General features: G+C 73.7%; 17 protein-coding genes and 1 rRNA gene. 13 read left to right on the forward strand and 5 right to left on the reverse strand.

Going from position 1 to position 20,475, the window contains the following annotated elements:
- The 10 genes from rrf to ACFYST_RS35210 form a co-directional block, all read left to right on the forward strand.
- Positions 1-84: ribosomal RNA gene (gene rrf, locus ACFYST_RS35165) — 5S ribosomal RNA — on the forward strand; the annotation flags it as partial.
- Between the two features lie 188 nt (positions 85-272).
- The gene (locus ACFYST_RS35170; RefSeq protein ID WP_387868405.1) at positions 273-1,682 is read left to right on the forward strand and encodes a sensor histidine kinase; all 1,410 of its coding nucleotides are present in this window, start codon (positions 273-275) and stop codon (positions 1,680-1,682) included.
- Positions 1,634-2,302 carry a LuxR C-terminal-related transcriptional regulator gene (locus ACFYST_RS35175; protein ID WP_387649774.1) on the forward strand — a complete coding sequence of 223 codons (669 nt, stop codon included), beginning with the start codon at positions 1,634-1,636 and terminating at the stop codon, positions 2,300-2,302. Before ACFYST_RS35170 ends, ACFYST_RS35175 begins: the two co-directional genes overlap by 49 nt.
- Positions 2,303-2,582: 280 nt before the next feature.
- Positions 2,583-4,289, forward strand: a complete 1,707-nt coding sequence (locus ACFYST_RS35180; protein WP_387868407.1) for a DUF2637 domain-containing protein — start codon at positions 2,583-2,585, stop codon at positions 4,287-4,289.
- Between the two features lie 168 nt (positions 4,290-4,457).
- On the forward strand, positions 4,458-5,759 hold the full coding sequence (locus tag ACFYST_RS35185) for a DUF6986 family protein (RefSeq protein ID WP_387868409.1): 1,302 nt from the start codon (positions 4,458-4,460) through the stop codon (positions 5,757-5,759).
- Positions 5,760-5,872: 113 nt separating this feature from the next.
- Positions 5,873-6,520: a YigZ family protein gene (locus ACFYST_RS35190; RefSeq protein ID WP_387868411.1), complete on the forward strand. Its 648-nt coding sequence runs from the start codon at positions 5,873-5,875 to the stop codon at positions 6,518-6,520.
- A gap of 338 nt (positions 6,521-6,858) precedes the next feature.
- Complete coding sequence (locus ACFYST_RS35195; protein ID WP_387649763.1) at positions 6,859-8,352, forward strand: hypothetical protein; 1,494 nt, start codon at positions 6,859-6,861, stop codon at positions 8,350-8,352.
- Positions 8,353-8,551: 199 nt separating this feature from the next.
- Positions 8,552-10,228 (forward strand): restriction endonuclease, encoded by a 1,677-nt coding sequence (locus tag ACFYST_RS35200; protein ID WP_387868414.1) that lies wholly within the window; start codon positions 8,552-8,554, stop codon positions 10,226-10,228.
- 74 nt (positions 10,229-10,302) lie between these two features.
- Entirely contained in the window at positions 10,303-10,725 is a 423-nt protein-coding gene (locus tag ACFYST_RS35205; protein WP_387649758.1) for a DUF6278 family protein, read from the forward strand.
- Positions 10,726-10,943: 218 nt separating this feature from the next.
- The gene (locus ACFYST_RS35210) at positions 10,944-11,663 is read left to right on the forward strand and encodes a ZIP family metal transporter (protein WP_387868459.1); all 720 of its coding nucleotides are present in this window, start codon (positions 10,944-10,946) and stop codon (positions 11,661-11,663) included.
- Between the two features lie 8 nt (positions 11,664-11,671).
- Here ACFYST_RS35210 and ACFYST_RS35215 read toward each other — a convergent pair whose 3' ends face one another.
- Positions 11,672-12,577, reverse strand: coding sequence for a LysR family transcriptional regulator (locus ACFYST_RS35215; protein ID WP_387868416.1), 906 nt, complete (start codon positions 12,575-12,577; stop codon positions 11,672-11,674).
- A 118-nt stretch (positions 12,578-12,695) separates the two neighbouring features.
- Between ACFYST_RS35215 and ACFYST_RS35220 the strand changes: the two genes are divergently transcribed.
- Positions 12,696-13,622, forward strand: coding sequence for an EamA family transporter (locus ACFYST_RS35220; protein ID WP_387868420.1), 927 nt, complete (start codon positions 12,696-12,698; stop codon positions 13,620-13,622).
- Here the strand turns inward: ACFYST_RS35220 and ACFYST_RS35225 are convergent.
- Positions 13,543-14,013 carry a MarR family winged helix-turn-helix transcriptional regulator gene (locus ACFYST_RS35225; RefSeq protein ID WP_387649749.1) on the reverse strand — a complete coding sequence of 157 codons (471 nt, stop codon included), beginning with the start codon at positions 14,011-14,013 and terminating at the stop codon, positions 13,543-13,545. The genes ACFYST_RS35220 and ACFYST_RS35225 overlap by 80 nt on opposite strands.
- 132 nt (positions 14,014-14,145) lie before the next feature.
- On the opposite strand from ACFYST_RS35225, the gene ACFYST_RS35230 reads away from it, so the two are divergent.
- Complete coding sequence (locus ACFYST_RS35230) at positions 14,146-14,478, forward strand: DUF2218 domain-containing protein (RefSeq protein ID WP_387649746.1); 333 nt, start codon at positions 14,146-14,148, stop codon at positions 14,476-14,478.
- A gap of 61 nt (positions 14,479-14,539) precedes the next feature.
- Here the strand turns inward: ACFYST_RS35230 and ACFYST_RS35235 are convergent, their stop codons facing one another.
- The 3 genes from ACFYST_RS35235 to gabT all read right to left on the reverse strand — a co-directional run bounded on the left by ACFYST_RS35235 (position 14,540) and on the right by gabT (position 18,192).
- Positions 14,540-15,619 (reverse strand): glycoside hydrolase family 18 protein, encoded by a 1,080-nt coding sequence (locus tag ACFYST_RS35235; protein ID WP_387649743.1) that lies wholly within the window; start codon positions 15,617-15,619, stop codon positions 14,540-14,542.
- 121 nt (positions 15,620-15,740) lie between these two features.
- A complete protein-coding gene (locus ACFYST_RS35240) occupies positions 15,741-16,370 on the reverse strand; it encodes a phosphatase PAP2 family protein (RefSeq protein WP_387868422.1) in 630 nt (209 codons plus the stop codon).
- A 481-nt stretch (positions 16,371-16,851) separates the two neighbouring features.
- Complete coding sequence (gene gabT / locus ACFYST_RS35245) at positions 16,852-18,192, reverse strand: 4-aminobutyrate--2-oxoglutarate transaminase (protein ID WP_387649738.1); 1,341 nt, start codon at positions 18,190-18,192, stop codon at positions 16,852-16,854.
- A gap of 222 nt (positions 18,193-18,414) precedes the next feature.
- Here gabT and ACFYST_RS35250 point away from each other — a divergent pair, with 222 nt between their 5' ends.
- A complete protein-coding gene (locus tag ACFYST_RS35250) occupies positions 18,415-20,427 on the forward strand; it encodes an ATP-binding protein (protein ID WP_387868424.1) in 2,013 nt (670 codons plus the stop codon).
- The last annotated feature ends 48 nt before the right edge of the window (positions 20,428-20,475 follow it).

Consider the following 20,475-nt stretch of genomic DNA (forward strand, 5'->3'; position numbering starts at 1 on the left):
TACATTCCGAACCCGGAAGCTAAGCCTCACAGCGCCGATGGTACTGCAGGGGGGACCCTGTGGGAGAGTAGGACGCCGCCGAACAATCATTCAGAGAAAGCCCCCCGCCTTTTGGCGGGGGGCTTTCTTGCATTTCCGGGACCAGTCACCACCGATCGGGGTGGAGTTAGGTCCACCTGAAAGACGGGTGGCACGGTCAATGTGCCGGCCGGGGTGCCGGGGAGAGACTGAGAGCGTTCTTGGGGACGGCGATCAATCTCGGGGAGTAGGCCTTGGCGACGACAACATGGTTCGACGGTGGGGCCGTCAGGTCCGTTGTGGGGGAGCGCCTGCGGGCAGGGGTGCGGGCCTGGGGGCAGGGCGTGGTGATGGCGGTGGCGGCTGCTGCGGGGCCGGTGGTGCCGGTGTTGGCGGCGGTGTTCACGGCGCTGACGGCGGTTCAGCTGTTTGATGGGGGGCCGCTCGCGCCGTTCGTTGCGGCGCCGAGTGCGATTGTGGTGGGGGCGTCGGTGCTGTACTTGCTCGTGCGGTACGGTGCGGCGTGGACGCGGCACCGCGTGGAGCAGGTGTCCGGGGAGCCCTGGCGGGTGGTGTATTCGACGCGGGAGCCGTTGGAGCAGGACGCGCGCGGGTTCTGGTGGACGGGGGCCTCGTACCACCGGAGGCTGGAGGTGGCGCGGCTGGTGCAGTTCGTGCAGTGGGCGGTACGGGATCGGCAGGTGCGGCGGGAAGGGCTGTGGCTGCTGGCGAATCCGGTGGGCGTGGTGGCGTTGCTGGGCGTGCCGATGGTGCTGGTCTGGGGCGGGCTGATTTTCATTCTGACGACACAGGTGGACCACCGGATTTACTTCGGGATCTACAACCACCTGACGAACTTGCTGATCTCTGTGCTCATCGGCGTGGCCATGATGACGGTCGGACTGCTGGCGATGCCGTGGGCGGTGCGAGCCCACCACGAGTTGGCGTGCCGGGTGCTGGGCGGTGGGCCGGAACAGAGCCGGGCCCAACTGACCGAACGGGTAGCGCATCTGACGGAAACTCGGGCCGACGCGGTGGACGCGCAGGCCGCGGAGTTGCGGCGGATCGAGCGGGATCTGCACGACGGGGCGCAGGCGCGGCTGGTGGCGATCGGGCTGACGCTGGGGACGATCGAGCACCTGATGGGGAGCGACCAGACGGCAGCGCGGGAGTTGCTGGCAGAGGCACGGGAGTCCTCGGCTAAGGCGTTGCAGGAGCTGCGGGATCTGGTCCGGGGCATCCACCCGCCGGTGCTGGCGGAGCGCGGACTGCCGGATGCGGTAAGGGAGTTGGCGCTGACAGCGGTGGTACCGACGGAGGTGACGGTGAGCCTGCCGGGGCGTCCGGAGGCGTCGTTGGAGACGGCGGTGTACTTCAGCGTCAGTGAGTTGCTGGCGAATGCGGCGAAGCACGCGCGGGCGAGGCAGGTGTGGGTGGATGTGCTGCACCGGGCGGGCCGGCTACGGGTGGTGGTGACGGACGACGGGCACGGGGGTGCGCGGATGGAGACAGGCGGCGGACTGCGCGGGATCGAGAGGCGGTTGGGTACGTTCGACGGAGTGATCTCGCTCGACAGTCCTGTGGGCGGGCCGACCACCATCACGATGGAGCTGCCGTGCGCGTTGTCCTCGCCGAGGATCTCTACCTCCTTCGCCAAGGCCTGACACGGCTGTTGGAGGTCCACGGGTTCACCATCGCGGCCGCGGTGGAGACCGGGCCCGACCTGCTGGCGGCGCTGCTGTCGGAGCGGCCGGACGTCGCGGTGGTGGACGTCCGGCTGCCGCCGACGCTGACGGACGAGGGGCTGCAGGCGGCGTTGGCGGCACGTCGGGAGATACCGGGCCTGCCGGTGCTGGTGCTGTCGCAGCACGTCCAGCAGTTGTACGCACGGGAGTTGCTGGCGGACGGCACCGGCGGGGTGGGCTACCTCCTGAAGGACCGGGTGTTCAACGCGGACCAGTTCGTGGACGCGGTGCGCCGGGTGGCGGCCGGCGGGACGGCGATGGATCCGGACGTGATCGGGCGGCTGCTGCAGCACAACGCGGGTTCGGAGCCGTTGCAGCGGCTGTCGCCGCGCGAGCGGGAGGTGCTGGGGCTGATGGCGGAGGGCTGCTCGAACTCGGCGATCGGTGCGCGGCTGACGATCAGTGACGGGGCGGTGGCCAAGCACATCGCGAACATCTTCGGGAAGTTGGAGCTGTCCCCCACCGAGGACGGCAACCGCCGGGTGCTCGCGGTGCTGGCGTACCTGAACGGCGCGGCGGAGCGGCCGGCCGCCGGGTAGCGCCCGGGCGGGGCCGGCGAGACGTCGTCGTGCGATTGTGCGCGGCCTGCGACGGCGTGCGTGAGTGCGGTGCGCGCGGTGGTGCGGACCAGTGGAGGAGTGGTGCCGGTCCGGCCTGGCGACATGGGTGAACGCCCGTGCGAGTAGTATCCGGTGGGCCGAGTCTGTCAACGGCGCATCAACACCGGGTTGTCCCGCGGTCGTGCGCCCCGGGCGGGGACGTGTACTCGGCGGCTACAGGTCCTACGGCAGCTGCCGAGTCCCAGGGGTTGATCACTGAATGGCACGTCCTTCCCTTACCCGCGCGCACCGTGCTCTGCTGGGCGTGGTGGCCGTCGGCGCGTGTGTGATCTCGGGCATCGGTTTCGCGGGGTCGTACAACTCGGTGCGGGACCTGGCGATCGAGAAGGGCTTCGGTGCCTTCGCCTACGCGTTCCCGATAGGCGTCGACGCGGGCATCGTGGTGCTGCTCGCGCTGGACCTGGTGCTGACCTGGCTGCGGATCCCGTTCCCGTTGCTGCGTCAGACGGCGTGGCTGCTGACGGCGGCGACCATCGCGTTCAACGCGGCGGCGTCCTGGGGCGACGCGCTGGGCATGGCGATGCATGCGGTGATCCCGGTGCTGTTCGTGGTGGTGGTCGAGGCTTCCCGGCACGCGGTGGGACGGATCGCGGCGATCACCGCGGACCGGCACATGGAGTCGGTGCGGCTGATGCGTTGGGTGCTTTCGCCGGTGCCGACGTTCCGGCTGTGGCGCCGGATGAAGCTGTGGGAGCTGCGCTCGTACGACGAGACGGTGCGGCTGGAGCAGAACCGGCTGGTGTACCGCGCGCAGCTGCGGTTCCGGTACGGGCGGGGCTGGCGGAAGTCGGCACCGTTCCAGGCGCTGCTGCCGCTGAAGCTGGCGAAGTACGGCGTGCCGCTGGACCCGTCGATCCTGGACCGGATCGACGGCCCGCTCCAGGTGCACGGCGGTGCGGCGCCCGAGACCGAGGAGACGGTGCAGGCGGACCGTCCGGTGCCGGCTGCCACTCAGGTGACGCAGGGTCAGCCTCCGGCGATCGGTGCGGCGGCACCGAACCAGGGCCAGGCCGCCGGGCCTGCCGCGGCGCCCGCCCCCGCGCCCGCAGCTGCGAAGCCGAAGCCCCAGCCGCAGCAGGCGGTGCCGCCGGTGTCGGCGGCGGTCGCGGTGCCGACGCTGGCGAAGCTGGCCGCGGTGCGGCTGCGGGACCAGCAGGACCCGGAGGCCGCGCAGGCCGCGCCGGTGGTGGACCGCTCCTCGGAACTGAACGTGTGGACGGCCCGTCCGGTGCGCTCGCACCTGGCGGAGACCGACCAGGTGCACACGGCCCGGGTGCCGGGCCAGGCGTCGCCGTGGTTCAAGGCCCCGCGCCCGCAGGACGAGGCCGAGCCGGGTCGCCCGCAGTCGGGCTACCAGCCGGGCGACGCGTACCCGGAGCAGGACTACGCGGGCCAGGGCTACGGCGAGCCGGGGTACCCGGAGCAGGACGGCTACGACGAGGGCTACCGTCCGGCCGGCGCCGAGCCGGAGCGGGTGATGGCGAACGGCCGCGGCCCGTCCCGTCCGCAGGGTCCGTACGCGCCGCAGGCCGCACACGCGCCCCAGCCCCAGCAGCAGCCGATGCAGGAGCAGGAGGCCGAGCCGATCCGGCTGGGCGGCCGGCCGCTGCGGTTGGACGCGATGATGGAGGCGGAGACGCTGCCCTTCGACCAGGGCGCGGAGGAGACTCCGGCCCGCCGTCCGTTCGCGGGCGGGGCGGAGCCGCTGGACGCGGACGAGTGCTTCGCCGCCCTGGTCGGCTACATGGAGGAGAACCAGCGCCAGCCGGACGAGCGCCGCTTCGCCGAGTACCTGTCGCAGCGCGGCGTCCCGGGCTCGCGTCCGGACGGCGGCGTGGCGGTGAAGGACGTCGAGAAGATCTGGGACGAGCTCCAGGAGCGGTACATGGAGTCGGGCCGGGAGTGACCGTCCTTCTCCTGCGGTGACGCCGCCTCAACTCGTCGTTGCACCGCACCCCTCGTGCCATGGCCGCCCGCCGGATCTCCCGGCGGGCGGCCATTGACGCTGTGGTGGGGCAGCACTACCTTCGCCGGACCGTTTCGTTGAGCCGTGCGGTGAGTGAAGGAGCCCCGGATGCCACAGCCCGCTCAGCCCGCTCAGCCCGCTCAGCCCGGACCCGCCCGGCAGGTCGCGTTCTCGGACGCCGCCCGGGCCGCCGTTGAGGCGCTGCTGGCGCCGGTGGACGCCGAACTGACGCGCCGTTACCCGGGCGAGCGGCCCGGCCGGCAGCCCGTCCACACCGTGTACGTGCCGGCGGACGCGTTCGGGGCGCACACCGTCCGCGAGTGGAGCGCGCAGGCGCTCGACGTGTTCGACCGGTACGCCGGGACGCCCGCGCGCCTGGCACAGGCGCTCGGGGTGCCCGACGACGCGCTGCTCGCGGACGTGCACACCCGGGTGCGGGCCAAGCTGGCGCGCGAGCCGATCGAGGACCTGCGGATCGACTTCGAGGACGGCTACGGGCCGCGCCCCGACACCGAGGAGGACGCCGAGGCGGTGCGGGCGGCGAAGCTGGTGGCCACGGCGACGGCCGACGGCAGCGCGCCGCCGTACATCGGTATCCGCACCAAGTGCCTGGAGGCCGCCGTCCGGGCCCGCGGCATCCGCACCCTGGAGGTGTTCCTCGGCACCCTGCTGGCCGAGGGCGGGCTGCCCGACGGCCTGCGGCTCACCCTGCCGAAGGTCAGCCACCCCGCGCAGGTCACCGCGCTGGCCCGGCTGTTGGCGGACTTCGAGCGGCGGGCGGGGCTGCCCGCGGGGCGGCTCGGGTTCGAGATCCAGATCGAGACCACGCAGGCCGTCCTCGGCCCGGACGGCCGGGCCACCGTCGCGCTGCTGATCGGGGCCGCCGAGGGCCGGGCCACCGGGCTGCACTACGGCACCTTCGACTACAGCGCCGCCTGCGGGGTCGCCGCGGCCCAGCAGAGCCCGGACCATCCGGCCGCCGACCACGCCAAGGCCGTCATGCAGGTCGCCGCGGCCGGCACCGGCGTCCGGCTCTCCGACGGCTCCACCAACGTGCTCCCCATCGGCTCCGTCGAGCAGGTGCACGCCGCCTGGCGGCTGCACCACGGCCTGATCCGCCGCGCGCTGGCCCGTGCCTACTACCAGGGCTGGGACCTGCACCCCGCCCAACTGCCCACCCGCTACGCCGCCGTGTACGCCTTCCACCGCGAGGGCCTGGACGCCGCCTGCGCCCGGCTCGCCGGATACCTCGCCAAGTCCGCCGGCGCGGTGCTGGACGAGCCCGCCACCGCCCGCGCCCTCAGCGGCCAGCTGCTGCGCGGCCTGGACTGCGGCGCCCTCGACCCTGTTGAGATCACCGCCCGCACCGGCCTGGACCGGGCCGCCCTGCACGCGCTGGCGGGCCGCTGAGCAGCTACGGCCCCGCGTGACCCGGAGCCGAGGCCCTAGGCTGGTCGGCGAGACCGGTGGCCGCTGTTCGAGGCGGTGCCGGGTGGAGAGCGACAGCGGAGAGCACCAGCGTCATGGCCGAGCCGAGCCCGAAGCCGTACCTGACCGTCCGGGGCGATGGCAGTCACGAGTTGGAGATCAAGAAGTCCCGGTTCATCTGCCACCTGGCCCGGGTCGCGGACGAGGAGGCGGCGCAGGCGTTCATCGCGGCGATCCGCAAGCAGTACTGGGACGCCCGGCACAACTGCACGGCGTTCGTGGTGGGGGAGGAGCAGCCGCGCGAGCGGTCCAGCGACGACGGCGAGCCGGCCGGGACGGCGGGCGTGCCGATGCTGGAGGTGCTGCGGCGTCGCGGGGTGACCGACACGGTCGCGGTGGTGACCCGGTACTTCGGCGGGATCAAGCTGGGCGCGGGCGGCCTGGTCCGGGCGTACGGGTCGGCGGTGTCGGAGGCGCTGGACGAGATCGGGCTGCTGGAGCGGCGTCCGGTCGCGCTGCTGTCGGTGGCCGTGGACCACACCAGGGCCGGGCGGCTGGAGAACGACGTGCGGGCGGCCGGGTACACGGTGGCCGGGCTGGAGTACCTGGCGGACGGGGTGCGGATCGAAGTGGGCGTCCCCGAGCCGGAGGTGACGGAGTTCCACACCTGGCTGGCCGAGGCGACCGGCGGTTCGGCCAGCGCGCAGGCGGCCGGGCGGACCTTCGTCGAGGTCGAGGTCTGAGAGGTCCACGAGGGCCCGCGCGGTCCGACAGGACTGCGCGGCCCGGGGCGTGAGGGGCCGGGGCGCCCGGTGGGGCCCGAACCGCGGTCGTTTTCGGCCAATTTCCAGGGCCGGCGCGGGAGTCGGGCGGACGGCATCAACCGCGGGCGGGTGGGTAGCAGAGGCGGCGCGGGCGGAGTTCCGGTTGCCGTCCGATGACACCCGAACGAAGGAAACGGGGCCGGAGTAGGAACTTCCCCTCATGGTCACTTCGTCTCCTAGACAGGACACCACGATCCGGCACGGCATCGGAAGGAGGACTCGCAGACCGCAGCACCGTACTTCGGGAGGTTCCGCGTATGCCCACCGACCATGCCCAGCCGCCCTATCGGCTGACGGCCGCGACACCCCGCCCGCACCACGACACGACCGCCCTCGTCGACCACCTGCTCGCCGCCTGGCTGAAGGCGGAAGGCCACGACGAGCCCCCGCCCCGCGAGCACGGGGCCCTGCCGGAGCGACTACGGCTCGGCGACCGGGTGCTGCTGGACCGCGACGGCGGACCGCTGCCCGGCCGCGGCCCCGAAGCCCGCTACAGCCGCCGCCGGCTGCGCACCCCCGCTCCGCACGGTATCGACCAACTGACCCTCACCCTCGCCGCCGAGGACGCCGACGGCCCGACCCGGTTGCGCGTCGAGGCCGAACACCTGCCCGCCGGGCCCGCGTTGGCCGGTCACGGCCGCGTCCCCGTCCCGGAGCTCGTCCGCCGGCTGCTGCCGCTGCTGGACGCCACCGAGGGCCCGGTGCCGCTGGCGGTCGCCCCGCGGCTGCTCGGGCCCGCGGACCTGGACGACCTGATCGACGAACTGTGCGACCCGGAACGGCAGTTGCCGACGGTGGTGGCCAGCGTGCCGCCCGCGGTGCCGATCGAGCAGTGGCAGGACGAGGTGCTCGGCCCGCTGCTGCGTCAACTCCCGGGCCTGGCCTCGATGTACGTGCTCGGGCACACCGCGCTGCCACGGTTCAACCTGGCCCTCGAGTACCACAAGGTGTACGGCGGCGCGGTCCGCACCTTCCTGCCCGACGTCGACCCGGCGTCCCGCGCCGACGCCGCCCGGCACCCCGTCCTGCCGCGCCAGCGGATCGACGAGAACCTGCGCCGCGCCGCCGCCCTGCTGGCCCGCGAGCCGCGCCGGGTGGCCGCCGAACTCGCGCCGCCCGCCCCGCTGGACGCGGTGCCGCAACTGTGGCTGCCGCCCGAGGTGCGCAAGGCCCCCGAGCGCCCCGCGCACCCGGCGGTCCGGCTGGAACGCTGCCGGCTGCGGGTCGAGCAGCCCCGCCCGCCACGCCGCTCCCGGTGCGGCACCGACCCGGTCAGCTTCGGCGAACTGGTCGACCGCTTCGGCGAGTTCCCGCTGCTGGAGTTCACCGGCGACAGCAAGGAGACGCTCGCCCTGGACGGCCAGGCCGACGGCCCCGGCTGGGCCCGGCTCACCTGGGACGGTCTGACCGCGCTCCAGGAGTACGCGGACGCCGCCGTGCGCGGCGAGGCCGGCGGCGACTTCAAGCAGTGGTGCGAGCACACCCCGCCCGGCTGCCACCGCTTCCCGCCGCGCAAGGCGGTCCGCGGCGAGTCCCGCACCGTCGCCAGCCACGGCAAGTGGAAGCGCCAGCGGATGCTGCCGGTCCCCGCCGTCGTCGACTCCTCCTGCCGCGCCTTCATGGGCGCCCACCTGCGGATCGGCGGTGGCGGCACCGCCCCCCGGGTGCACTACCTGGACGACTGTTCCGGCAGTGGCCGGATCTACGTCGGCTACATCGGACTTCACCTGACCAACACCCGCACCAACTGAACCGCCGCGCCCGATCCGGGCTCCCGAGGGCCGCCCCCGGGAGCCCGGATCGGGCACGGTCGGCTGATCCTGCGTCAACGCTCGGCCAAACCCCGAAGGTTGGCTGACCCGGAGCGCCGGACGGGGGACAATGCTGATCGGGCCCCCGCCGACGGCGGCCCTCCGACGTGCGCCGGACGAGCAGGGGGAACGACCGCCGATGCAGCATCCATCCGAGGGCCGCGCCGACGGCACCGCCACGGTGCTCCAGCCCGGGTTCCTCGCCTCGCTGTTCCGCGAACTCGGCGCCGACGAGGACGAGCCGCCCGCACCCGTCTTCGTCCCCGCGCCCGCCGCACCCCCGTCCGAGCCCGCCGTCGCAGCAGCACCCGCGCCCGCCGCCGTCCCCGCACCCGCCGTCGTTCCCGAGCCGGGTTCCGTTCCCGAGCCGGACGGCGTGGCCGACCCGGTGGCCGCGCACGGCCGGGCCGCCGCGCTCACCCACCACCGCACCCTCGCCGTGCAGGCCGACCACGAACGCCTCGCCGACCTGCTGCGCCGGGCCGCCCAACCGGTCTCCGCGATGGACTTCGAGAGCCAGCTGCGCAGCTACCGCCCCAAGCCGTACCCGGACGCCGCGCCGGACGCCGAACCCGAGCCCGCCTGGGCCGACTTCGCCCCGCCCGAGCCCGTCGACAGCGACCCCGACCAGCCCCGTTCGCGCCGCCTGCTCGACTCCGGCTACCAGCGCGAACTCGCCCAGGCCCGGCTGCGCCACCAGCGCGAGCTGCGCGAGTGGCGCACCCGGCAGGCCGACCTGGCCGACAGTGGTGCGGTCGCCGCCCGGCAGGCCCACGAGGAGGCCGAACAGGCCCGCGCCCGGGCCGTCCAGGAGTACAACGACAGCCTGGAGGAGTGCCGCCGCGCGTACCGGCAGGCCGAGCCGGCAGCCGTCGAATCGCTGCTGGAACGCGCCCTGGCCGCCGCCGAAGGCTCCACCCGCGATCTGCCGGCCCCCTGCCACGCGGTGTTCCGGGCGCTGACCCGCACCGCCGTCCTCGACCTCGACCTGCCGCCGCTGGACACCGTCCCCGCGCTGTCCGGCTACCGGCTCACCGAGGACGGCACCGTCGAGCCGGTCCACCGCCCCGACGCCGATGTCCGCGCGGACTACCTGCGGCTGGCCGCCCGCCTAGCGCTGCGCGCCCTGCAGGCCGCCGACGCCGTCGACACCGACGACGTGCTGGCCGGCGTCGTGCTGAACGGCTGGCTGCGGCTGCCCGGCCGCCCCCCGCGCTGCCTGCTCAGCGTGGACGCCGACCGCGACGCGCTGGCCCGCACCCGGCTGGTCCCCGATTCCGGACATCTCGGCGACGACGGCGTGTACGCGGACGCCGAGCACGACGAGTCGCTGCTGCGGCTGCGCGCGCTCGCCGCCGTGATCACCCCCGACCCGTACGCGGACGAGGCGGTGGTGCCCTGGGGGACCGCCGACGCCGCGGTCCCCGCGCTCGGCGAACTGTCGCCCGGCGAATTCGCTCTGCTGGTCCGGGCGGTGCTCACCGCCGGCGGCCTGGAGGGCTGGAGCGTGCGGCTGCGCGGCCCGGCCGGACTGGTCGCCACCGCCGAGGGCCAGCCCGGCAGCCGGCTGCCCGGACGCTGGGTGGTGTGGGCGTCCCGCGGCCCCGCGCCCGTCACCGCCGAGGAGATCGCCACGCTGTCCGAGGCCGTCCGCGAGGAGGGCGCCGACCGGGGCCTGCGGATGACCTGCGGGCAGTTCACCGACGAGGCGGTGGACCTGACCACCGAGGAGCGCTACCAGCGGATCCACCTGGTCGACGGCCAGGGCATCCGCGAACTCGCCCTCACCCACCTGGCGCTGCCACTGACGTCCTGACGGCCCGTCGGAAACCCCGGCGGGTCCCGTCCGGCCTTCTCCCGTTCCGCCGTTCGAGGTGACAGGCTTGGGCCGTGGAGAACGGATACCTCGGCCGGCGCCCGGTCGAGAACGCAGAACGGCACACCGCCGAGGCCCGCGAACAGGCGATGGCCGGGATGTACGCCGAGTGCGGCCTGCTGCGCGAACTCGCGGACGCCGCCGGCGTGCAACTCGACGACACCGTCGACTCGCTGACCGCGCTCGACCAGCTGCTGCCGCGCTGGCGCGACGACCCGCAGGTCTCCCAGTGGCTGGGCATCGACGCCGGCCTCTACCTCGGCACGGTGATCCGCCGCCGGATTCCCGGCTCGGCTTGGCGGCTCGCCTTCGACGGCCGCCCGCTGATGGTCCTGGCCACCGGCTTCGAGCTCGACGTCACCGCCCTCGGCGCCGACTGGGCCGAGCAGGGCGCCCCGCAGCTCGCCGCCGTCTACCGGGCCGCCGGGGACGGCTGACGCGCAATCACGCGCGGCGGCGGCTCACCCCGGTGGGTCCGCCGGACGGCGCGGCCGCGGGGCGGCCCGCACAGTGGAGCGCAGGGCCCGGCACCGACCGGCCCGGGCCGGACGACTGGGCAGCCGTGGGCAGCGGTCCGCGCGGCCGTCCGGCCCTCGGCGCGAGTCGGGGGAGGCCGAAACTGACTGCCGTGCTGGTCGCCGCGGGCGCCTTCCTGATGACGCTGGTCGGCGGCTTCGTCGCGCAGCGCACCGGCGACCGCCGCCACCTGGTGCTCGGTTTCGCCGCCGGACTGATGCTCGGCGTGGTCGCCTTCGACCTGCTCCCCGAGGCGATGGAGCAGGCCCCCGAGAGACTCCACGGCGTGCCCGAGGCGCTGCTGATGTTCGCCGCCGGCTTCCTGCTGATCCACGTGGTGGAGCGGGCCGTCGCCATCCACCGCGGCCACGAGGGCGAGTACGCCGCGCACAGCCACGGACACGGGCCCGGGCATCGGCACCGCGAACAGGGCGTCGGGCTGGCCGCCGCGTCCGCGCTGGTGCTGCACAGCATGATGGACGGCTTCGCGATCGGCGCCGCCTTCCAGGCCGGCACCACGGTCGGCGCGGTGGTCGCCGTCGCCGTCGTCGCGCACGACTTCGCGGACGGCTTCAACACCTACACGATCACCCGGCTGTACGGGAACAACCGGCGGCGGGCCGTCGCGCTGCTGGCCGCCGACGCCGTCGCCCCCGTCACCGGCGCCGCGATCACGCTGCTGTTCACCATCCCGGAGCACCTGCTCGGGCTGTACCTCGGGTTCTTCGCCGGGTTCCTGATGTACCTGGCGACCTCCGACATCCTGCCGGAGGCGCACAGCCCGCACCCCTCGCGCACCACCCTGGTCTGCACCCTGCTGGGCGTCGGATTCATGTGGCTGGTGGTCGGGCTGACCTGACGTCCGGGTCAGAGGTCCAGGGCGGCCCAGTGCCGGCGCAGCGCGTCCAGGGTGGCGGTGACGGCGGGGCGGCGCGAGGTCTGGGTGCGCCACAGGGCGTACACCCGGCGGAACGGCCGCGGGGTGACCGGGCGGGCGGCGACCTCCGGCGGGAGCGGGCCTCGGCCCAGCCGGGGGACCAGGCCGAGGCCGAGGCCGGCCGCGATCAGCGCGATCTGGCTCTCGAACTCGCCGACCTGGTAGCGGACGTCCGGCTCCTCGCCGATCCCGCGCATGGTGTGCAGCAGCCAGTCGTGGCAGATGTTGCCCGGCGGCACGCTGGTCCAGCGCTGCCCGCGCAGCTCCGTCATCGGGACGGCGTCGAGCGCCGCCAGCGGGTGGGTGGCGGGCAGCAGCAGATCGACCGGGTCGGTGCCGAGATCGAGCCGGTCCACACCGTCCTGCACCGGCAGCGGCACGGACACCCAGTCCTGCACCACCGCCAGGTCCACCTCGCCGCGGGCCACCAGCTCGGCCGCCGGGTACGGGTCGCTCTCCAGCAGCCGGACCTCCAACTCGGGGTAGTCGGCGTGGAGTTCGGCGAGCACGCCGGGCAGCAGGCCGCGCGAGGCAGTGGCGAAGGCGGCGACCAGCAGCCGCCCGGTGGCCCGGCCGCGCTGCTCCTCCAGCGTCACCTCGGCCTGCTCGACCAGCGCCAGCACCCGCTGCGCGGTGTCCGCCAACCCGCGTGCGGCGTCGGTGAGTTGGATGCCCCGGCCCTGGCGTTCCAGCAGCACGGTGCGGGTCTCGCGTTCGAGCTTGGCGATCTGCTGGGAGATCGCGGACGGGGTGAAGCCGAGCGCCGTCGCGGCGCCGCCGACCGAGCCGTGCACGGCGACCGCGTGCAGGGCGCGCAGGCGTCCCAGATCAATCATGCAGCAATGCTAAACGGTTGGGTTGAGGAACTGTCGCTGGTGCTGAACGGTTGTGGCGGGCGATCCTCATGCCATGCCCTCTTCCGCCCTGTCCTCCGTTCCGTCTTCGACGTCGGCCATGAGGCCCCGTCATGTCGCGCTGGCGGTGCTGATCGCCGCCGTCTGGGGCCTGAACTTCGTGCTGATCGAGGTCGGCCTGCACGACTTCCCACCGCTGCTGTTCTGCGCGCTGCGGTTCGCCGTGGTGGCGCTGCCCGCGGTGTTCCTCGTCGGCCCGCCCTGGGTGGCGTGGCGCTGGGTGCTCGCGGTCGGGGTGGCGCTCGGCGTGGTGAAGTTCGGGCTGCTGTTCCTCGGCATGCACGCCGGCATGCCGGCCGGACTGTCCTCACTGGTGCTGCAGGGCCAGGCCGGGTTCACCGCGCTGTTCGCCGCCGGGCTGCTGCGCGAACGGCCCACCCCGGTGCGGACCGCCGGCCTCGTGGTGGCCTTCGCCGGCATCGCGGTGGCCGCCGTCGACCGCGGCGTGCACGGCCCGGCCGGCGCCTTCGCGCTGCTGATCGGCTCGGCCGCGGCCTGGGGCCTGGCCAACGTGCTGACCCGCAAGGCCGCCCCGCCGGACGCGCTGCGCTGGATGGTGTGGGTCTCCGCGGTGCCGCCGCTGCCACTGCTCGGCCTGTCCCTGCTGGTCGAGGGCCCGGCCGCGGACTGGGCCGCGCTGCGCGGCATCAGCTGGGCGGGAGTCGGCGTGGTGCTGTACGTCGGGCTGGTCTCCACGCTGTTCGGCTTCGTCGCCTGGAGCCACCTGCTGCGCCGCTACGACGCCTCGGTGGTCGCCCCGTTCTCGCTGCTGGTGCCGGTGTTCGGGATGTCCTCGGCGGCGCTGCTGCTCGGCGAGCGGTTCAGCCCGGCGGCGGGCGCGGCGACGGTGCTGGTGATCGTCGGGATCGGTCTGGGCGCGGTGCCCGCTACGGTCTGGGCCCGGTTTCGTACGCCTCCTCGGCGTGACGCAGCGCCCGCAGCAGAGCGTCCTGCTCGGCAGGGCTGACCGGGCCGAAGTACTGCTGGGCGACCTCGTGCCGGACCTGCGAGATCCGCTCCAGCGCGCCGTGCCCGGCGGCGGTCAGGACCAGGCGCACCGCCCGGCGGTCGGCCGGGTCGGGGGTGCGGGCGACCAGGCCGGCCTCCTCCAAGGCGTCGACCACGGTGGTCGCCGAACGCGGCGCGATGTGCAGGCGCTCGGCGAGCTCGCTCAGCCGCATGGTCTCGGCGCTCTCGCAGCCGGGTGCGTGGGCGAGCGTGCGCAGTGCCCGGGCCTGGGCCGGGGTGATGCCGTACGGCTCCAGCCGCTGCATGGTCCGCCGGCGGATCCGCTTCATCGCCCGGGTGAGGGCGTCGGCGAGTTCCGCGGCGGTGTCGGCCGGGCCGGGGGAGGTCATGGGCACAGGGTAGCGGTCGGCCTGCCGCCGTCCGGAGGGCGAGCGGTCCCGGCTCGAAAAGATGTTGAGCTTGGCTCAGTAATCGAGTAGCTTAGGGCAGCCTAAGTCGTCCGTGCATCGAGGAGTTCCGCCATGGCCCGCTCCACCGCCCGAGTCGCCACTGACCGTCCCGCCCGCTACGCCAAGCAGCTCGCCGCCCACATGGGCCGCAAGGTCCCCGCCGAGTGGTCCGAGGAGACCGGCCGCGGCTCGCTGGTCTTCGGCGCCGGGCAGGCCGAACTCACCGCCGAGGACGGCGCGCTGCTGCTCGCCGTCGAGGGCGCCGAGGAGAACCTGCCCCAGCTGGAGGACGTGGTCGGCCGCCACCTGGTCCGCTTCGGCACCCGTGACGAGCTGGTGGTCGCCTGGCAGCGGGAGGGCGGCGAGGCCGGCACCGTCCAGCGCCTGACCGGCGAGGAGGGCTGACCGGCCCCACTTGCTCGCTGGCCGCTGGCCGCTGCCCGCTGCCCACTTGCCCGCTGCCCGCTCAGCTCTGCCGCAGCGCCGGCATCGGCACCGGCACGGCGAACGCCGTCGCGCCCGCCCCGACGCCGCCCTCGCAACTGTTCGGCGGCGCCGTGGTCACGCCCCGGGTGGACGGCTTCTCGGCTGCCCAGAACATGAAGCCCAGCAGGCCCGTGCTGGTGCCCGCCCCGTTCGGGGCGGCGTTCTGCACCCAGCTGCCGGTGGCCTTCTGCGCCGAGTTGGCGAAGTCGGTGCACTCCGGACGGATCTGCGAGCCCTCCGCGATGTACAGGCTGCCGGTGAATTTGGCCGGCGCCAGCGGCGGGATCGGCGGGCTGTACGTCGGCTTGCCGTCCAGGTGCTCCTGCCAGTTGGCGGTCGCCGTGGACGCCGAGGGCTGCTTGTTCGGCACCATCGCGTTGGCGTAGTCCAGCACCGGACTGCCCGTGGTCAGCCAGTGCGCGGTGGCGTACTGGTCGATGCCGCTCAGCCAGCGGTCGCCGGCCGCGACGTCGATGGTCAGCCGGGCGGTCGGATCGGCGCCCGAGGCGTCGTACGGGTGGGCGGACCGGTAGGCGTCCACGAAGGCCTGCAGGCCCGTCAGGTTCGGGCTGCTGCTGTTCTCGTAGTCGATCTCGATGCCCACCCCCAGCCTGCCCGCCAGCGCCGCCGCCTTCTGGCCGAGCAGCGTGCCGTTCTGGGCCAGCGCGGAGTCCCAGTCGCCGGTGTAGGTGATGCCGCCGATGGAGAGCATCACCCGGATCCCGCGGGCCGTGAAGTAGTCCACCACCTGCTGGTTCATGCCCACCGGCACGCCCGCGGCGTCCCCCGCGTCGGTGGTGCCGTTCAGCAGCCGCAGCGGATTGACGAAGCTCAGCACCACCACGTTCACCGAGGGCCGGCCGTCGCCGCGGTCGATCAGCCAGTGGTTGGCGGCGTCGAACTCCGCCATGTCCCGGACCTTCGCCCAGGTGCACGCGTCGTTGCTGCAGTGCCAGGCGCCGTAGACCTGCATCGGGGCGGCCGCCGCCGTCGCGCTCTGCGCCGGCAGCGCCGTCACTGCGAGGGCCAGCAGCGAGGCCGCCACCGAGAAACGCGTCATGGGCATGACTGGGGAACGCACATTCGCCTCCCGGCGATCGCGTGCTGATGGGTGGGGAACAGGGTGCGCGCGAGCCGGAAGGGCGTCAATGGTCCGGACCGAACTGCGAACCGGCGCAGCGTCAGGCGTCGGTCTCCGGCAGCAGGCGCGGCAGCATCCGGTGCAGGGCGAGCAGCAGCAGGCCCGAGAGGCACCAGCTGGCGACCACGTCCAGCAGCCAGTGGAAGTCGCTCCACACCAGCCCCGCACCCACCCCCAGGCAGACCGCGGCGGTGACCCACCCGACCTGCCGGGCCCGCCACGCCGGCAGCACCCGGGCCAGCAGCAGCGCCGCCGTCCCGTACGCGATCGCCGAGGTCGCGGTGTGCCCCGACGGGTACCAGCCCCACTGGCCCGGAGCGAGCGCCACACCGAACGGGCCGGGCCGGGCGAACCAGGCCTTGGCCGGCACCACCAGCAGCGGGATCAGCACCGCCGCCACGGCGGCCACCGGCACCGGCGTCCACCAGCGCGGCCGGCCGCCGCGCCGGGCCAGCCAGGCCGCCAGGCCCGCACAGCCCAGCAGCACCGGGACGGCCGGCACCCCGCCGCCCAGGTCGGCCAGCGCCACGCCCAGGTGGTTCAGCAGCGCGGAGTGCAGCGAACGGCGAAGGTGCCGCACCGCGTCGCGCACCGCCGGATCGATCCCCAGCAGCGGGCCGTCCACCGCCACTTGCCAGGAGATCACCGCCAGCAGCACGGCGAGTGTCATGGGCAGGACAGCAAAAATAGGCCGCCCCGGAGCAGGGGGGAGAGCTCCGGGGCGGCCAAGGCGATCGCCGCGCCGTGCGGCCCGGGGGGTGTGGGCGGGACGGCCGGTCGATCGGTCCATTTCGCCCGCCTCGACGGCGGACGGGGGTGTGGGCAGTGGTTGAGGTTCGCTGTCCATCTGTGATGACAGTACGTCAAAGCCGGGGCGTACCAACGGCCGAAGGGGTTTCGTGCACAGCATCTTCACCACCGGCGGGGCAACCTCCACCCGAGGGTCGAACAGTCGAACGCGCGCCGCGGAACGGCAGCAAGCGCGGCGTCGAACAAGGGGATGCGCGGAGCGGAACGGCGGGGACGCGCGGGGCTGGGCGGCCCGGGTGCCCGGGGCCGGCCGTGTGGGGCCGGACAGCAGAACGCGCGAGGGCCGGACGGGATCCGCTTCCGTCCGGCCCTCGCGCCGCTCAGGGGGTACTACCTGGGGTTCAGACGCCCGCGAAGGCCGACTCCAGGATGTCCAGGCCCTCGTTCAGCAGGTGCTCCGGCATCACCAGCGGCGGCAGGAAGCGCAGCACGTTGCCGTAGGTGCCGGCGGTCAGCACGACCAGGCCCTCGGCGTGGCAGGCCTTCGCGATGGCCGCGGTGGCCTCCGCGTTCGGCTCCTTGCCGCCCGGCTTCACCAGCTCGACAGCGATCATCGCGCCGCGGCCGCGGACCTCACCGATGATGTCGAACTTCTCCTGCATCGCCCGCAGGCGGCCCAGCATGATCTCGCCGATCCGCTGCGCCTTGCCGTTGAGGTCCTGCTCCTTCATGGTCTCGATGGCACCCAGCGCGGCCGCGCAGGCCACCGGGTTGCCACCGTAGGTGCCACCCAGACCACCGGTCTGCGCGGCGTCCATCATCTCGGCGCGGCCGGTCAGCGCCGACAGCGGCAGACCACCGGCGATGCCCTTGGCGGTGGTGATCAGGTCCGGGACGATGCCCTCGTCCTCACACGCGAACCACTGGCCGGTGCGGCAGAAGCCGGTCTGGATCTCGTCCGCGACGAACACGATGCCGTTTGCCTTCGCGAACTCCACGATCGCCGGCAGGAAGCCCTTGGCCGGCTCGATGAAGCCGCCCTCGCCCTGGATCGGCTCGATGATGATCGCGGCGACGTTCTCGGCGCCGATCTGCTTGTTGATCTGGTCGATGACCTGCTTGGCAGCCTCGGTCGCGGCGTTCTCCGCACCCGTCAGCCAGCGGTACGGGTAGGCCACCGGCACGCGGTAGACCTCGGGGGCGAACGGACCGAAGCCCTGCTTGTACGGCATGTTCTTCGCCGTCAGCGCCAGGGTCAGGTTGGTGCGGCCGTGGTAGCCGTGGTCGAACACCACGACAGCCTGGCGCTTGGTGTAGGCGCGGGCGATCTTCACGGCGTTCTCGACGGCCTCGGAGCCCGAGTTGAACAGCGCGGTCTTCTTCGCGTGGTCGCCCGGGGTCAGCTCGTTCAGCTGCTCCGCCACGGCCACATAACCCTCGTACGGGGTCACCATGAAGCAGGTGTGGGTGAACGCGGCCAGCTGCTCGGTGGTCTTCGCCACCACAGCCTCGGCGCTGTTGCCCACGTTGGTGACGGCGATGCCCGAACCGAAGTCGATCAGGCTGTTGCCGTCCACGTCCTCCAGCACGCCACCACCGGCACGCGACACGTAAACCGGCAGCGTGGTGCCCACACCAGCGGCCACCGCGCCGAGCTTGCGCGACTGCAGCTCCTGCGACTTCGGGCCGGGGATCGCGGTGACCAGGCGGCGCTCCTGCGGGAGCGGCGTTGCAGCGCTCATCTGTGTTCTCCAAGTTCTCAAGGCGCGGTAATCGCAGGCTACGGCGGGCCCCGTTTGTCGGGCATGCGCCACTCGGTACTGCTGCGCTTTACGAATTGTCCTAGGCGGCCAGTGGCCGAAGATCGGCTCTCGCCCTCACTCCTCCACTACATTGGCCCCGGGTGTGTCGGTGGGACGGCGGAGCGGGTATGGCACCGCCGGCAACGTAGGAGGGGCCCCGAAGTGGAACAGAACGACGCGCGAACCCAGCACACCCACCCCCACCTCCCACCACCCCGCGCCCCCTTCCACCTCCCCACCTGGGCCACCGCCCCCCGCCCCCAGGCCCCGCCCGGCATCTACCGGCAGCACCACACGCCGTACGACCCCAGGACCGCCGCCGAGAACGAGACCCCGGTGGGGCCGCTGCTGCTGCGGGCGGCGCTGAATTTGGTGGTGGCGTGGCTGGTGTTCATCTACGGCCGCGGCTTCGCGCTCTCCGGCCTCGGCATGCTCGGCCTCGGAGACCTTCCGACGACACCCACCATCCTGCTCGCTCTGCTGGTGAATGTGCTGGTCCTCGCTGCGGCCATAAAGATCTTCGGCCGCATGGGCCGCTGGCGCGAGGTCGGCCGGCGCTTCCTGATGCCGCTCGTCTCCCGCACCGTCACCGACGCCCCGCCCGAGCCCGAGGCGGCGCCCGTGGTGGATGTGTGGGCCGAGTTGCGGCCGGCCGGGGAGGTGGTGCGGCGGCTGGAGAGCGAGCCGGTGGGGGATGTGGATTACGTGCGGCTGCACCAGGCGTGGCGGAGTGTCGGCGCCGATGCGGTCGGCCGACAGGAGTTCGCGGCGCAGGTGGGCAGCCGTGGCGCGGCCGCCTGCGCGCACCCGTCCGAGCAGCGGGATCTGCCCGGCGGGCGGGCCGCGCGGCACGATCTGTTGGTGCGGCAGGTGCGGCTGGGTACCGCGCAGGACGTGCCGAAGAACCCGGCGACGCACCGCAATGCGGGCTTCGCGCTGGATCCGGCGCTGCTCGGCACCTCGCTGCTTGCGGTCGGTCCGGCCGGTACGGGCAAGACGGCGGCGCTGGCCCGGCCGGTGGCGGAGGCGTTGTGTCTGCAGGCGCTGGCGGGGGCGGCCTGTGCGGTGGTGGTCGGGGCGGCGGACGCGGACCTCGGCCCGGACGACTGGTACGACGTGGTGATCGCCCCCGGCGACCCGTCCGCCCCGTACGGCCTGGATCTGTACGGTGCCGCGCCGAATCCGGACGAGGCGGCGGCGCGGCTGGCCGATGCGTTGCTGCCGGACGAGCTGGCTTCCCGTGCGGAGAGTGCCCGCACGTCGATGCAGCAGGTGGTCGGGCCGTTCCGGGCGGCGTACGGCCGTTATCCCGGGGTGCGGGAGCTGCGTGGGCTGCTGGCCGGTGACCGGGAGGGCTGGGCGGAGCTCGCGGAGCAGTTGCAGAAGTCGGGCCGGCGGGCGGAGTTCGAGGCGGACCTGCAGCAGCGGGAGCGGATGCACGGCCGGGTGGACGACCCGGGCGCGCTGCTCGCCGACCGGCTGGCGCTGCTGGACCGCCCCGCGCTGGCCCCCGGCTTCTCGGGCGGTCCGGGCGCCAAGCCGGCGTTCGCGATGCGTGCTCTGGAGCACCCGTTGCGGGTGCGGGTGAAGCTGCCGGAGCGCAGTCACCCCGAGGCCGCCCGGATGCTGTCGCGGCTGCTGCTCGGCCAGTTCACCCAGGCCGCGGCCGACCGGGGCGACCGTGAGCTGTTCGCCGGGCTGGTGCTGGACGACGCCACCGCTGCCGTGGACGCGCAGACGATCCGCGGCATTCAGCGGCTGCGCGGCGCGAACGCCGGTGTGGTGCTGCTGCTGCGCACGCTGTCGGACCTGCCGGAGGCGCTGCGGGCGCCGCTGTTCGGCGCGGTCGGCAACCGGATGGCCTTCCCGGGCATCGCGCCCTGGGACGGCCGGCTGTTCTCCGAGGCCTGGGGCACCCACCTGGTCCGGGAGACGGCCGTCACCCATACGCCGGACACGTCCGGCGGCACGATGCGCCGGGTCGGCCGGCTGGTGCGCAAGGCGCTGTCGGGGACGACCGCGCAGACCGAGTCGGTCACCACCCGGGACGTCGAGCGGCACCGCTGGTCGCCGTCCGACCTGGCGCACGCGCTGCCGTCCGGGCATGCGGTGATCTCGCTGACCTCGGTGACGGGGGAGCAGGTGCCGCCGCTGCTGGTCGACCTTCGGCACTGACGATCTCCAGGGGGCGGTCGCGGGGTGGTCAGCATTGGGTTACGGAAG

Origin of the sequence: Kitasatospora sp. NPDC004614, assembly GCF_042873675.1 — a bacterium.
GTDB lineage: Bacteria > Actinomycetota > Actinomycetes > Streptomycetales > Streptomycetaceae > Kitasatospora.

Excerpts from the sequence above, each read along its gene's own strand:
- ACFYST_RS35180 (WP_387868407.1), top strand. The coding sequence starts at position 2,583 with ATGGCACGTCCTTCCCTTACCCGCGCGCACCGTGCTCTGCTGGGCGTG.
- ACFYST_RS35185 (WP_387868409.1), top strand. The coding sequence starts at position 4,458 with ATGCCACAGCCCGCTCAGCCCGCTCAGCCCGCTCAGCCCGGACCCGCC.
- ACFYST_RS35190 (WP_387868411.1), top strand. The coding sequence starts at position 5,873 with ATGGCCGAGCCGAGCCCGAAGCCGTACCTGACCGTCCGGGGCGATGGC.
- ACFYST_RS35195 (WP_387649763.1), top strand. The coding sequence starts at position 6,859 with ATGCCCACCGACCATGCCCAGCCGCCCTATCGGCTGACGGCCGCGACA.
- ACFYST_RS35200 (WP_387868414.1), top strand. The coding sequence starts at position 8,552 with ATGCAGCATCCATCCGAGGGCCGCGCCGACGGCACCGCCACGGTGCTC.
- ACFYST_RS35210 (WP_387868459.1), top strand. The coding sequence starts at position 10,944 with ATGACGCTGGTCGGCGGCTTCGTCGCGCAGCGCACCGGCGACCGCCGC.
- ACFYST_RS35215 (WP_387868416.1), bottom strand. The coding sequence starts at position 12,577 with ATGATTGATCTGGGACGCCTGCGCGCCCTGCACGCGGTCGCCGTGCAC.
- ACFYST_RS35220 (WP_387868420.1), top strand. The coding sequence starts at position 12,696 with ATGAGGCCCCGTCATGTCGCGCTGGCGGTGCTGATCGCCGCCGTCTGG.
- ACFYST_RS35225 (WP_387649749.1), bottom strand. The coding sequence starts at position 14,013 with ATGACCTCCCCCGGCCCGGCCGACACCGCCGCGGAACTCGCCGACGCC.
- ACFYST_RS35230 (WP_387649746.1), top strand. The coding sequence starts at position 14,146 with ATGGCCCGCTCCACCGCCCGAGTCGCCACTGACCGTCCCGCCCGCTAC.
- ACFYST_RS35235 (WP_387649743.1), bottom strand. The coding sequence starts at position 15,619 with ATGACGCGTTTCTCGGTGGCGGCCTCGCTGCTGGCCCTCGCAGTGACG.
- ACFYST_RS35240 (WP_387868422.1), bottom strand. The coding sequence starts at position 16,370 with ATGACACTCGCCGTGCTGCTGGCGGTGATCTCCTGGCAAGTGGCGGTG.
- gabT (WP_387649738.1), bottom strand. The coding sequence starts at position 18,192 with ATGAGCGCTGCAACGCCGCTCCCGCAGGAGCGCCGCCTGGTCACCGCG.